This window comes from Lentilactobacillus sp. Marseille-Q4993, from assembly GCF_951230165.1.
Taxonomy (GTDB): domain Bacteria; phylum Bacillota; class Bacilli; order Lactobacillales; family Lactobacillaceae; genus Lentilactobacillus.
Map to the genome: position 1 here is coordinate 1 of NZ_CATNVB010000003.1, position 13,960 is coordinate 13,960.

Sequence of the window (13,960 nt, forward strand, 5' to 3'; positions counted from 1 at the left end):
CCTTGGGTTTTAGTCGATTTAAGAATAGCAGAGTTGAATTCTCTGTGCTACGTAAAATGCAAAAAAGCCTCGGAAATTTTTATTTCCGAAGCTTTTTTGCTTTAACTAGGACTTTTGTCCCAGCCTCTTGTTTACAATTTATTCTATTTGGAGTTTTGGACGGGATCTAAGCTAATCTAGAGTTTTATTGGGGGAGTCTAGATAGCAATTAGGGGTGAGATCCCGCAATTTGAGGAAAAATTTTTATGCTCTAATTATTCGTTTGTTTAATTGGGTTTTTGGGTTGTTCGTTTTCACTTAATACTCTAGGTGGAAAGACTTATGATTATCCGCATCGCCTCCTAAAAGATGGAATAGTTATTTATTCTAGTTTTAGTTTTCATGCTAAGTTGTTTGATCGAGGGGGAATCGTTCGCTTCCTTTCCTTATTGATTGTCTATATATTATCGAACTAACCTTAAACCAACTTTAAAACCAAAATCTTTTTGAAAAAAGTACTGATCAAAGGTAGTTAATCCCTACTCCCACTGCTAGAATAGCAATTAGAGGGAATAAATACTTGAGGAAAGTGGGATCAATCAATGAAAGCAATAACTGGAATCATTTTTGCAACCACAGCGCTAACCACTGGTTTATTAGGCAGTTATTCAGCAACCGCCAGTACCATCAAACCAACGTCGTTTCCAACTACATACCGAGGGCGGTACCTAGGAGTTAGGATTCCTAACAGTAAATCTTATAACTACGCTCTGCAAATCGAAAAAAAGACGGTTAGAACGGGCAAATTTAATTTAAAGACAAATAAGTACAAATGGGACAAGCAGAAACCAGTTATTATTTTAAAGAACAAAAGCAACTTCTACTTTGCTTTCAGTAATAAAACCACAACGTATAGTTTTGGAAAACCAAGTCGGTTACCAAAGAAAGCTTTCAGTAAGCCTGCATATGTCCTAGGAGTTCGCCTTCCAAACTCTAAAAAAGCGCTCGCCTATTACCGCGGAGTCAACTTTGATTTCGGCCATTACATGCATAAAGTTATGTATCAAAATAAAAATTAATCCAAAAAACTTCCATAGTGATATCAACTCATAAATCACTGTGGAGGTTTTATTTTCTTAATAGTTAAAATTGTCACTCGACAAATCAGGTTCTTCATCTAATTTGCCCCGTCGAATATATTTCTGATCTAAAAACATATGTAGCATTGGGCTCCCTGCTAACTTGGAATAAGGATAGGGCGTGTCCCCATTGTCCTTAATAATTCGATTAAGGTAATTCTTTAAAACCCAGGGTTCTTCTATTCTTCGCGAATGGAGCTTCAAGACGTCATCCACGTGCTCCGGGGTAGTATTCAAATCACGAGCGGCATCCGCCAAGGTAATATCTGCCAAATCGAAATTACGTTGAAGCTCAATTCTGGTGTTGCTTTGCTCCTCTGGGGTTAACGTCATTTAAAGGTCCTCCATCTGCCTAAATTGATTTCTAATATTTTCTAATTCTGAAACTAAACTTTCTCTATCTTCAAGAATATCCTCAATCAAGTCTGAAATACTATCAAATTCCTTCTTGATTTCAATAGCTATCTTCGTTCCTACTGCCGTGAGTTTTAAATTTTTCTCCCGGTCGTCCCGGCTGTCGGGAATCCGAAAAATAAAGCCTCTAGTTTCTAACGACTTCATTAAATTCGACATACTAGCCGCACTTCGACCTATCTTCGTCCCAATTTCTTGTTGATTGATTTTATTATATTTGGCAATCAAAAGAACTGAAACTGCCTGGTCAACGTTAAGTTTATGTTTGCGTAACCGTTTGGCCAACAATCCAGTGCCTAGCTTGTAGATTTGGTAAATCATCGTTGCCGTTTGAGAGCTGTCCATTGATTTCACCTCATATTTATTAGTAGTTTACTACTAATAGTTGCAATTGCAACCATTTTTTGACAGAAAAAAACGACCTCACGGTGAGAGAGATCGTTCTTTAGTATATTCATATTCTTCGGGGTATTAAAAGATTGTGAGGTGGTGGTTGACACATCAAGCTTGCGACTTACTCAGTGTCAATAAATAAAATACATTGGGGGGAGATTATTTATTTTGAAACATTTAAGGGTTATTGATCAACCACCGCGATAGCTGCGACCCTATCGCTATGCCTCGTCTTTTAATTGTGTTTAGAATAACCCCGCTACCTTAAACTAAGCTTAAAGTGATTTAAGTTTGAAAAAATATTGGGTCAAACCATCCTATTCGCCAATAATTCTTTCAGTTTAGCTGAATCAGCATCCACCACCGGTTGCATACTCTTGAACCGTTTGGAGTACGAAGGGTGATACAACGGAAAAATATCATACTCTTTGTCGCTCATTTCGAATTTGCCGGATTCTTGGTTGAACACTTGAACCTGTTGATGGATAAACTTACCGTGCAACTCACCAATCTTGGCATCTTTACCCAACAGGCGCTGTAAGCTTGCATTGCCCATCGTAACCAGTAAGCGATTAGGAAACTTGGCCAGCTCATAATCAAACATCGGGGCAAACGCCTTAACTTCCTTATTATTGGGGCGGCGATCACTTTTCAATCCAGACTTTCCTACTCGGAACGGCCTAGCGCTAACCACCCCAAAAATATACACATCTTCACGAGTCAAGTTGAGCGAAGCCAACCAGCGATCTAATTCTTTTCCTGAAGGTCCTTGAAATGGATGACCAAGTTCAATCTCCTTAGCGCCAGGGGCTTCTCCAAGTAGCAAGATCTTCGGATCAACGCCACCTTCCCCCGCAACAAAGCCTTCCAAAAATTCAAATTCATTGGAGCGCTGTTTTCCCCACTCGATCCACTCGGGAGTCAATACAGTTTGAATTACCATTTCAGTTACCCACCTTTCCATCTAAGAAAATATTACCAAAAATTGTTGTCAATGTATCTATAAGCGGTTGCATAATAATATTTAATGGCATACACTAAGGGTGTCGTGGTACAGGGGGCTCACTCCCGGAAATGTGAGCCCCAGCAACTATTGTCTGGAAAAACAAGGGTTGCATATATTGTTCGTTGTTTTGTTACATAGCAGCGGTCTGATAAGTAGTTAATTATACTTGTCAGACCACTGTTTTTTTGAGCTATATTACTTGCTATCTAACCGTAAATAACATAATCTAAAGGTGGATTCAGGGGTTGTCCCTGAACAAACCCAATAATACATGTCGTGGTATTAGCTACCTGTTCTTAGGTAGCTTGGGGCGGAAACCAGATGGAAAATGGTTTCCAAATCTGCTTCGTTTTCAACGATAAGTTGAAGATGAGGCTATTTTTTTAGCTTTAATTCATAGAATATATCCATCGCTTGGTGTTCACCACCGCCAATAGGGCCATCAAGGAGTGTAAACCCATACTTATCGTACACATGAACAGCGGCACTCAAATCATGGTGGGTCTCTAAGTATAATTTTTCATAGCCAGCCTGCCGGGCAAACTCAACCACCCGATCAATCAGCTTGGTACTTAGATGATCACCCTGAGCTGACGCTGATACATAAAGTTTTTGGAGTTCCGCCACCCCATTTTCAGCATCATACTCAGCGGCTCCTGCTCCCCCAACCACTTCATTATCATCATTAACAGCCACAAAGTATTGCCGTTTTTGCGTTTGGCCGTAAAACTCACTCAAATGATCAAGCTCAGGATCAAAATAAGCCGTTCCTGGTTTATCAAGGTTGAAAGACTTTAATAATGTCCGAATGATTTCAGCCATCTTGACATCATCATTACTTGTTATTGGTCGAATAGTTGTCATATGGGCCTCCTAATCTGGTTCAACAATGGTTGAAACAACCTTATCAATGGCTTCAAACAGTGGACTGTCAACGGTGATTCCGGACTCGCCCAGCCGTTCTTTCCACCAATCACTTCTGATTTTTTGAACGGTTGGAATTAAGCGGTCACCGCTCACTGTTGTATTCAATAACACTTGATGGCCCCGGCCAGCTGTTTTTGATAACAAGTCTAACTCAACCATTTTTTTAACTTCCCTAGTTGCTAACCCCTTATCAATTACGAGTTCTCGCGCAACTTGGTTTTGATTGATTCCTTGTTTATCATGAACCGTCAGTAACACACACACCGCGGTTGGATTTAAATCGTATTCACTGAACAACGCACCGGTGTCCTTATAGTACTGACGGTGCAAGATAGAAATATCCTGTGCTAAATAGCCTAAGTCTTTCATTTGCAAAAAGTCCTTTCAAGTATGTTGACAATTCAACACTAATAGAATATCTTTTATATGTTGACAATTCAACACATAAAAAACGAGGTATTGATTATGACTAAAAAATTAACTGGTTCCCAAGCATTGATTCAAAGCATGATCAACCAAGGTATCAAGTACGTTTTCGGAGTACCCGGTGCCAAAGTCGACCAACTATTTGAAGACTTGAAATACAGCACCGACCCCAAAGCTCCAAAACTAATAATAACACGTCACGAACAAGACGCAGCCTTCATGGCGGCAGGAGTTGGTCGTTTGACAGGTAAACCAGGGGTGGCCGCCACAACATCTGGTCCTGGGGTTTCAAACTTAATTACTGGCCTATTAACAGCAACATCCGAGGCTGATCCGGTTATCGCAATCGGTGGTCAGGTTCCCCGCGATGACGTGGCAAGATTAACTCATCAAAGCATTCCCAGCCAAGCTATCATGGCAAATGTAACCAAGAGCAGCGTGGAAGTTCAGGACTCAAACAACTTATCAGAGGCCTTTACTAATGCGTATCAGACTTCAGTGGCTCCCAAAGCAGGGGCTACGTTTGTGTCAGTTCCAGGTGATGTTTTAGCCGGAGAAACTGACCGTGATGTCATCGGGACTGTTAAACCAGCTAAGCAGAGTGCTGCAGACGACGAGACCATCAATAAAGTTATCAATAAACTAAAATCAGCATCCCATCCCGTTATCCTTGCCGGAATGAGAGCATCAACCCCCGCCAATGCCGCCGCAATCCAAGCACTTCTTAAAGTGGCTTCAATTCCGGTTGTTGAGACTTTCCAGGGAGCTGGAATCATCTCAAAAGAACTAGAAAGTCACTATTTTGGTCGGGTTGGGTTATTTAGAAATCAAATTGGTGATAATCTATTAAGGGACAGTGACCTTGTGATTACCATTGGTTACGATCCAGTTGAGTACGAAGGTCGGATTTGGAACGCTGAACACACCTCTGAAGTTATTAGTATTGACGAGGTTGCCCCAGAAATCAGTGCTGACTACCAACCTGACGTAACCGCAGTTGTTGATATTGCGAAGACGATTACTAAGCTAGCTGATACGATTAAAGCCACCCAGCTTCAGTTTGACTTCATCAAGGACTTAGATAATCTCAGACAAAAGCTAAACGAGCGGACAATTGAAACCACCCCCGCAAGGGAAAGCCTGGTTCATCCCCTCGACGTTGTCGATGCCTTGCAGGAAGAGATTGCTAGCGACACCACCGTTACTGTTGACGTAGGAAGCTTTTACATATGGATGGCTCGCTACTTTAGGAGTTATCAACCACGGCACCTTCTTTTCAGTAATGGAATGCAGACGCTTGGGGTATCACTCCCCTGGGCAATCGTCGCAGCGCTAGAAGATTCAAGCAAACCAGTTGTTTCTGTATCGGGTGACGGTGGCTTCCTATTTTCGGGTGCTGAGCTTGAAACCGCAGTTCGACTTAACCTGAATATCGTTCAAGTAATTTTCAACGACGGTTACTACGATATGGTAAAATTTCAAGAAGTTGCTAAGTACGGCAAGGATGCTGGCGTTACCCTTGGACCAGTAGACTTTGCAGCTTATGCCAAGAGTTTTGGTGCCCACGGCCACACCGCAACCACCAAAGCCGAGATTAAGGAGGCGATGCAACAAGCACTCACGGAAGACGGTCCATCGGTTATCGACATTCCGGTCGATTATAGTGATAATATTAAACTAAAGTCGGCGTTGCTCGATGATATTTTAAATTAAAGTAAAGAGATGACAAGTATGCAACATAATCCAAACGTTTTATATCAACATGGCACCCTTGCTTTGCTTGTCCCTGGTCTACTAAAGGGAACAATCACAATGGGTGAATTTCTAAACCACGGAGACACCGGTATCGGTACCGGTGAGGGTTTAGATGGCGAGTTGATTATTCTGGACGGCACTCCATATCAGGTTTCGGCCAGTGGGGAAGTCAACGTTGTCTCGGCTGACTTTACGATGCCGTTTGCTAACACTAATTGGGCGAACTACAAACCGCTATTTGAAGCAGAAAACGTCGCTCAAGGTCCATTCAGTGAGCAGATTTTGGAACTAATGAATAACAACAACACTTTCTTCTCAGTAGTTGCCACGGGTGAATTTTCTAACGTAACCACCCGGGCCGTTGCCAAGTCAAACACCCCATACAAGACACTGGCAGAAACTGCTGAGCAGCAAAGTATTTTTAAACGGGACAAGGTATCTGGAACCCTTCTTGGATACTACTCCCCAGAACTATTTAACGGGGCTGCCGTCGGCGGTTTTCATTACCACTTTTTGTCTAAGGAGAAAGACTTTGGTGGTCATGTTCTCGGCTTCACAGTCGATAAAGCTGACATTACAGCCCAGGTGTTCGATACCCTTGAGCAACATTTACCGGTTGCGGATCAAGATTATCGAAACCACGATTTTTCGACTGACGATATTGCTGGCAGTATTGAAAAATCAGAAAAATAAGTCAATTGGATTAAGTGAAAAACAAGAAAACAGGATTCGACCCCTTATTGGCGTGAGGGGAACGGATCCTGTTTTTTATTCAAAAATTTTATCGCTGTCTGAAGTAGTGTGCAGAGCCATGTAGACCAATTCAATAAATGTGATTATTAATCCAGATGGTGGGAAAAAGTAAATGGCCACCAGCATAAACAGATGAATCGGGATCGCCTTCCAACTTATCAAAAAGCGATAGATCGTCATTGCCCTAATTCTTTTTGCATCGGCACCTTGACCATTCTGCTCAAGCTCATTAATAATCTCCCGCGTTAACAGCAGATACATAATACTCCACAAAATAAAGATAAAAATATAGAAGTACTCCGGAGCTCGTTTATCAATAAATTTACCAGCCCAAGCCGTCGAAACTGGGATCAGTGACATTGCGAACAACCAAAAGTTGTTATACCAATACACCTTCTTAGTGATTCGGTGGGCTATCGCAAACATGTAATGATGATTGTACTAAGCAACCCCGATATATAAGAAACTAACGGCGTATGCTACCAGATACGGAAGCTGCTCAAAGATTCCTTCCCATTTAAAACTTTCGGGAGTCTTGAATTCCAAAACCATAATCGTCATTATGATTGCCACAACGGCATCAGTAAAAGCGGCAACTCTTCCTTTATCCATGTAATCCCCCCACGCGTTAATGATACCTTTAGGATAACATGTTGGGATGAATAACGATTTATTTTACTTTAAGTAAGCCCTTGTGTAATCATCCTCACCGACTGGATGATACATAACACCCTTAAGCTTAGAATTAACCAAATGACTTTGAACCATGTGGTACAGTGGCACAACCGGTGCCTTTTCATTTAAGACCTTTTCAGCATTCCGTAAATTTGACCAATATTCTTTTTCATTATTTGCTGCTGAGCTCTCTGCGTTATCGACATACTTATCATAAGCTTTGTCGCTAAACTTTCCATGGTTTTGAGGATTTCCAGTTTGAAGAATTGTCATAAAACCAATTGGATCCGCAAAATCAGCCAGCCAAAGAGTTTGTGATAAATCAAATTTACCTTCATCCGTGGCACTTTGAACTGCCTTATCAGGTAGATTGCGAGCTTCAACTTTCAAATTTGGTAGACTTTGTTGCAAGGTTGATTGTAGGAATTCTGCCACCTCTTTGGAAATCCCATCATCATTACCATAAACAGTTAAAGTAACATCCTTCTTACCAGACTCTTTCATTCCTTGTTTCCATAACTCTTTGGCTTTTGAAACATCATACTTATCGGTAGGTTCCATCTCTTTCCCAAAATCTTTTCCAGTTGTTGGATCCGTTGTTAATTTATTCGCAACATATGTGTACGCGGGTGTTGATCCGTCAGCTAACACCTTGTTAGTAAGTTTTTCTCTATCAACTGCCAAATTGACAGCTTGACGCATCTTAACATTATTTAACGCCTTCCCGTTTGCCACATTAAGACGTGCATAATAAGTACCGGCTTTTTCAACATGAATCAGGCTCTTGTCATTTTGTAATCCTTGAGCTGTGGTTCCAGTAATCGTTGCATCATCAAGCTTCTTTTGCTCAAATAAATTATGTGCTGTATTAGCATCTTTCACAACTTTCATATTAATTTGGTCTAATTTAATATCTTTCAAGTCGTAATAATAGTGATTTTTTGTAAGAGTCCAACTATCATTCGACCCATTCCATCCATTAACCTTAAATGGTCCATCATATGTCATTTTATCCGAACTTGTTCCATACTTACTGCCATACTTCTTCACTGCACTTGTTTCTTGTGGGAAAAATGCCGGCAATACCATCATCTTTGTAAAATATGGCATAGGATGATCCAACTCTACCTGCAAAGTATGTTGATCCAGCGCTTTGACTCCCAACGATGACGCAGGCTTCTTTCCAGCTGAAACGGCGTCAGCATTCTTAATACCAGAGAATATGTAATTATATCCAGACTTCGCAGTTGGTGCTGCAGAACGTTTCCATGCATTCTCAAAGTCTTGAGCAGTCACTGCTTTTCCATCGCTCCATTTTGCACTCTTTCTTAATTTAAAAGTGTACGTTAATCCATTATTAGTAGGTTTTACAACTTTTTCCGCAATTCCCGCGGAAGGTTTATTATTTTGGTCTGAACGATATAATCCTTCCATGCTTTGTTCCAAAACATTCCATTGAGTCAAGTCTGCATGATTTGAAGTATCCAACGACATTAAGTCAGTATCCTGCATTAAGGAAATTGTTTTTTTGTCCTTTTTTGCTCCTGATGCCCCACAACCAGCCAGCATAACTCCTAACACTAATAATAAACTACCAGTTAAATATTTTTTCCTCATCACAATTCACTCCCTATTTAAAATCATTATTCTCAACATCCTTCAAAAACTCACCCAAAGTTTTAAAAAATGCACTAGGATTATCAACACTATGACAGTGACCACCATCTGGAGTCAAAACTAATCTTGAGTTTGGAATTTTTTTCTCCATTCTCTTTGCAGCGTCAAGAGGCATAGTATCGTGATCACCAAATGTTAAAAGAGTTGGCATTTTTAGATTTTGAACATCATTTCTACGATCCCATCCATTCAGTTTTCCAACCATCACAAACTCATTATTGCCTTGAAAGTAGTTATACACAGGAGATGCATTATGGCTTACCAAATGTTTTGCACCATTTTCTGGATGACGCATAACAAAATTTCCGTTTAATACATTCACTAACTGTTGGTACTTTGGATCATCAAATCTTTCTTGCTCTTCAACATTTCTCATATACTCGACATCAAATGCCGATAATGTTTCATCACGTAGCCGATTAACATTTGGTGTATATTCCTCAATACTGTCAATCATGCTCATAACAATTAGTCCTTTTAAATGATTCCCGTACTTCAGTGCGTATTCTTGAGCAAGCAATCCTCCCCATGAATGACCTAACAAATAAAAATCATCTAGTCCCAACTGTTGTCTAACTTCTTCTAACTCCGACAAATAATAATCTAATGTTAAGTACTTCTTATTTTCTGGATTATTATAATCTGGCTGATCAGAAAAAAACGAACCTAGCTGGTCATACATAGAAACTCTAACTTTGTCTGGGCCAAGCATTTCAGCAAAATTTTCAAACTCTTCATGAGTACCACCTGGTCCACCGTGTAGACAAAGAAGATTTACTTTACCAGTTCCCACCGTTCTTGAAAATAAATGAAATCCATTTTTCAAAGTTAATACTTTACTTCCTTCAAACATTTATACACACCTCATTTTATTTTTATATTTAGATTTGAATAGAAAATAAAAAACGCCCTATGTATTTCTACATAGGGCGTTTCCGCGGTACCACCTATCGACGCAATAGCTTTACTAGCAAAATAAAGCCATGCCTTCACGCACGGCAATCCGCCGGCAGGATTGCGATACGTGTCCAAAATAACGGTTGGATACCATCAAGGATTACTAAGTTCATCCTTGCCACTAGAGGGGATATAATCTTTACAAATTTTACCCTTTTTCACCAGCCAAGAGCTCTCTGAAAAAAATTATAATGATCAGTTCCTCATTGTTGCGTTTTTTAATTTTCTAATCATTTATTAATGTCTTGTACTTTACCAGTTACCCTTCACCAAAGTCAACCGTATTTTAGAAAAAAGTTCATTTATCGCTATATGATGGATAAATCGTTGAGGATTCCTACATTAACTGTCAAAAATTATAGCAAATAAAAAAAGTTCAAATTGCCGACAGCAATTTGAACTTAATTAAATTAACTATTACTCATTTGATTTCAATGCCTCGACCATATCCACTCGCTTAAGCCGTCTATGGGTCAGCATAATCACAATTAGATTGAACATAATCATCAAAATCGTTGCCACAACGTAACCAAGCGGTTTGATAATCAATGGGAAAATCACTGCCGTTGTCGCTGCTTGATGAAGAACATAGACCGTAAGCAGGGTCCCCAATCCGTAGCCAGCAACAATTCCAACAATGGCCAGAATGATGCTTTCACGGGCAACATACATCGTTACCTCAGGATCGAAAAATCCCAATACTTTAATTGTCGAAAGTTCCCGCAATCGCTCCGAAACATTGATATTATTCAGATTGTAAAGCACAATAAACGACAATAACCCTGAAAGTAGAATGAAAATCCAGACAACTGGTCCCATCTGACTGGCCATATTAGACAGGGTTTTCTGTTGATCCCGAGTAAAACTAATCCCAAGAATATCACTGTTATCGGTTATCCACTTCTTACCCAGCTTGGTTTCCTTACTCTTATCAGTGTTGTGTAACTTAACCAATAATGTTTTCACTTCTGGCTTTTCATGCATGAATTTCTGATAACGATTCTTAGTTGTATAAATAAAATTACTTACGTAGTTTTCAGCTATACCAATAACCTTCGCCTTAGTTTTCGATTGACCTGATCTAGCTAACGAAATTGTGTCGCCCTTTTTGACCTTTAATTTCTTGGCCATCTTCTCGGTGATGATAACGCCATCGTCACTTATCTTTAATGGCTTCTTAGTCTTATCATCCCGAACATTGATAAATTTCTTGAAGTCGCCTTTATTCTCAGGAGCATAAACGGTGATGTCAGCCACATTACCGTTTCCATTAGAAGCCTTAACAGTTCCGGTGGCAACCCTAGCACTATCACGATAGTCGCCACCTTTTTTGACTGTTCTTTGAACACTCGCCAGTTTAGCAGGAGTCTTTGACTGAACAACCGCATCATAATGGATAATATTGCCATACTGAAGTTTTCCAGAGCCCGAGATCGAGTTATCCAAGCCAAATCCAGTCAGAATCAGCGCCGTTCCACCGGCAATCCCTAAAATCGTCATAAATCCACGTGACTTAAATCTGAACAGATTTCGATAACTGATTTTTTGGTTGAATTTTAACCTAGACCAAATAAATGTAATCCGTTCTAATAGAATCTTTTTTGCCGACTTGGGAGCTTTTGGTCGCATTAATTCTGATGGCACAACGCGTACTTCTTTGGAAATAACAATGAAAGCAGCTCCAACGGTTGAAATAAGTGCCAGAATCACTGCCAAGCCAATTGAAACCCAGTCAAAGTTAACGACTGAATCTTTAAGCACGTAAGTTTTGTACATCGATAACACAAATCTCGGTAACGTCAGATTTCCAATCAACGAACCGCCAACAATTCCAAGTAACGCAGCATAAAATGCATACATTACGTACTGATAGGCAATCGATCCCTTTGAAAACCCAAGGGCCTTCAGCGTTCCAATCTGGCCTCGGGATTCCTCAACCATTCTAGTAACCGTTGTAAAGGTAATTAAAGCTGCTAAAAGGAAGAAGAAAAGTGGAAAGACATTGGCGATCGCCGCAATTCGGTCAGAACTATCACCGTACCCACTGAAGCCTGGAAAATCTTCTCTGGTTGACCATAAATACGTTGGTTTCGTAGCTTTTTCTACCTTTGCCCTTTGAGAAACTAATTTTTTCTTACTAGCATCGATCCGTTTTTGAGCACTCGTTAATTGACTATTAGCAGTCATTTGACCATTTGACGCCTTTTTGAGAGCAGCCTTGGACTTATCAAGTTGCTTTTGAGAATCATCGAGTTTAGTTTGAGCAGCATCAAGCTTCTTAAGCGCAGGCCCAGCTAGTTCGTTAGCCCGATCGGCTTTACGATCGTTCAACTCTCGTTTTAAATCAGATACTTTATCATCGACTGCATTCTTATATTTCTTAGAGAACGTAGCGTACTTATCCAAACTATTGAATCGAACATTAATTGCGGTGTTAACGGGCATATTCATCGCTTTATCGGTAACGTAGGCAAAAAATTGAACCTGCCCATTCCCAATATTAGCGGCGCCCCGCGTTGAATTATCAATGTACTGAACCGAATCGGCAAAACCAACCACCTTGTAAGTTCGTTGCTTTAGTTTGGCTGACTTAGCAAACTTGAACGAATCTCCTAATTTATAACCTTCATCTTTTTTGGCCTTACTATCAAGGACAATTTCATTCGCCTTTTTTGGTAAATGGCCACTTCTTATAATCAGCTTATTCTGTTTGGCATTCTTCTTGTATCCATAGACCGCAACCGCATCACGGTTCTTACCACCGATTGCAGTCTTGTACTTAACCGCTTCAGCTTTGGCACCACTGACCTTTTCAGCTGCCTTGACATCCTTGTCCGTGAATCCCTTATCAGATATAACTTGTACATCACTCAATCGCTGCGTTTTAACTTCTGACTGAAGAGAGTCATTTAGCGCGGGGCCTGTTGCCTTGACCCCAACGAAAATCAGCACCCCAAGCATGATGATTAGAGCAATCGCGAAGAATCGACCAAGCGATCCCTTGATATTTCTGAATAGTAATTTATTCATCTCTACTCACCTACCAAACGATGTCTTCGACGGGAACTGGATTCTCGTGGTTTTCAACGTCTCTAACTTGGGCATCGTTGATATGAATGACCCGATCCGCCATCTTGGCAATTTCAGAGTTATGCGTGATGATAATTACCGTTCTCCCAAACTTGCGACTTGCATCGTTCAACAACTGCAAAACCTGTTTTCCGGTCTTGTAATCTAGAGCCTCAGTAGGTTCATCGCACAGTAACAACTTAGGGTTTTTAGCCAATGCTCGAGCGATTGCCACCCGTTGTTGCTCCCCACCAGATAGTTGAGAAGGAAAGTTATTCAATCGCTTTTCAAGGCCGACTTCTTTGAGAACTTCACCGGCATCCTGCCCATCATCAACCAGAGAGGTGGCTAACTCGACGTTTTCTAACGTTGAGAGATTCGGGATCAAGTTGTAAAACTGAAAAATAAAGCCAACGTCATTGCGCCGGTATTGAGTCAATTGCTTGTCATTGTACTCAGCAACATTCGCCCCGTCGACAATGATTTGACCACTGGTTGGGCTATCCATACCACCTAGCATGTTCAACACCGTTGATTTACCAGCACCACTTGGCCCCAGAATCACAGTCAGTTTACCCTTTTCAACTTCAAAGCTGATATCATTATTGGCAACAATTTCCGTGTCACCCATTTGGTACTTTTTAAACTCGTTTTTGACTTCAATATAAGCCATCAAAATTCCTCCACTTTTAAATGAACACATTGTTCTTTTAATGACAGTATGCTATCTTAAAAACAAGATATCAATAACCAATATTTAACCACGTGTTATCTAATCAACATTTATTAA

Annotated in this window: 12 protein-coding genes and 1 pseudogene; 3 read left to right on the plus strand and 10 right to left on the minus strand. The window is 40.4% G+C overall.

Annotation, left to right across the window (positions count from 1 at the left end):
• Positions 1–581: 581 nt before the first annotated feature.
• The gene (locus QOW94_RS01640; protein ID WP_283678326.1) at positions 582–1,058 is read left to right on the plus strand and encodes a hypothetical protein; all 477 of its coding nucleotides are present in this window, start codon (positions 582–584) and stop codon (positions 1,056–1,058) included.
• A 57-nt stretch (positions 1,059–1,115) separates the two neighbouring features.
• On the opposite strand, the gene QOW94_RS01645 is transcribed toward QOW94_RS01640, so the two are convergent.
• From QOW94_RS01645 to QOW94_RS01665, 5 genes are all read right to left on the minus strand, one after another.
• Positions 1,116–1,451: a DUF2316 family protein gene (locus QOW94_RS01645; protein ID WP_283678327.1), complete on the minus strand. Its 336-nt coding sequence runs from the start codon at positions 1,449–1,451 to the stop codon at positions 1,116–1,118.
• The gene (locus tag QOW94_RS01650; RefSeq protein ID WP_283678329.1) at positions 1,452–1,877 is read right to left on the minus strand and encodes a MarR family winged helix-turn-helix transcriptional regulator; all 426 of its coding nucleotides are present in this window, start codon (positions 1,875–1,877) and stop codon (positions 1,452–1,454) included.
• Between the two features lie 355 nt (positions 1,878–2,232).
• Positions 2,233–2,868: a uracil-DNA glycosylase gene (locus QOW94_RS01655; protein WP_283678330.1), complete on the minus strand. Its 636-nt coding sequence runs from the start codon at positions 2,866–2,868 to the stop codon at positions 2,233–2,235.
• A gap of 438 nt (positions 2,869–3,306) precedes the next feature.
• The gene (locus QOW94_RS01660) at positions 3,307–3,795 is read right to left on the minus strand and encodes a GNAT family N-acetyltransferase (protein ID WP_283678331.1); all 489 of its coding nucleotides are present in this window, start codon (positions 3,793–3,795) and stop codon (positions 3,307–3,309) included.
• A gap of 9 nt (positions 3,796–3,804) precedes the next feature.
• The gene (locus QOW94_RS01665; RefSeq protein WP_283678332.1) at positions 3,805–4,227 is read right to left on the minus strand and encodes a MarR family winged helix-turn-helix transcriptional regulator; all 423 of its coding nucleotides are present in this window, start codon (positions 4,225–4,227) and stop codon (positions 3,805–3,807) included.
• Between the two features lie 96 nt (positions 4,228–4,323).
• Between QOW94_RS01665 and alsS the strand changes: the two genes are divergently transcribed.
• Positions 4,324–5,997 (plus strand): acetolactate synthase AlsS, encoded by a 1,674-nt coding sequence (gene alsS / locus QOW94_RS01670; protein WP_283678333.1) that lies wholly within the window; start codon positions 4,324–4,326, stop codon positions 5,995–5,997.
• Between the two features lie 18 nt (positions 5,998–6,015).
• Positions 6,016–6,732, plus strand: a complete 717-nt coding sequence (gene budA / locus QOW94_RS01675; RefSeq protein WP_283678335.1) for an acetolactate decarboxylase — start codon at positions 6,016–6,018, stop codon at positions 6,730–6,732.
• A 75-nt stretch (positions 6,733–6,807) separates the two neighbouring features.
• Here the strand turns inward: budA and QOW94_RS11065 are convergent.
• The 5 genes and pseudogenes from QOW94_RS11065 to QOW94_RS01705 form a co-directional block, all read right to left on the minus strand.
• Positions 6,808–7,404, minus strand: a pseudogene (locus QOW94_RS11065) (TMEM175 family protein).
• A gap of 63 nt (positions 7,405–7,467) precedes the next feature.
• Complete coding sequence (locus QOW94_RS01690; protein ID WP_283678338.1) at positions 7,468–9,084, minus strand: peptide ABC transporter substrate-binding protein; 1,617 nt, start codon at positions 9,082–9,084, stop codon at positions 7,468–7,470.
• Between the two features lie 13 nt (positions 9,085–9,097).
• On the minus strand, positions 9,098–9,997 hold the full coding sequence (locus tag QOW94_RS01695) for a proline iminopeptidase-family hydrolase (protein ID WP_283678339.1): 900 nt from the start codon (positions 9,995–9,997) through the stop codon (positions 9,098–9,100).
• 521 nt (positions 9,998–10,518) lie between these two features.
• Positions 10,519–13,131 (minus strand): ABC transporter permease, encoded by a 2,613-nt coding sequence (locus tag QOW94_RS01700; protein WP_283678340.1) that lies wholly within the window; start codon positions 13,129–13,131, stop codon positions 10,519–10,521.
• 10 nt (positions 13,132–13,141) lie between these two features.
• Positions 13,142–13,843, minus strand: a complete 702-nt coding sequence (locus tag QOW94_RS01705) for an ABC transporter ATP-binding protein (RefSeq protein ID WP_283678342.1) — start codon at positions 13,841–13,843, stop codon at positions 13,142–13,144.
• Positions 13,844–13,960 lie beyond the last annotated feature (117 nt).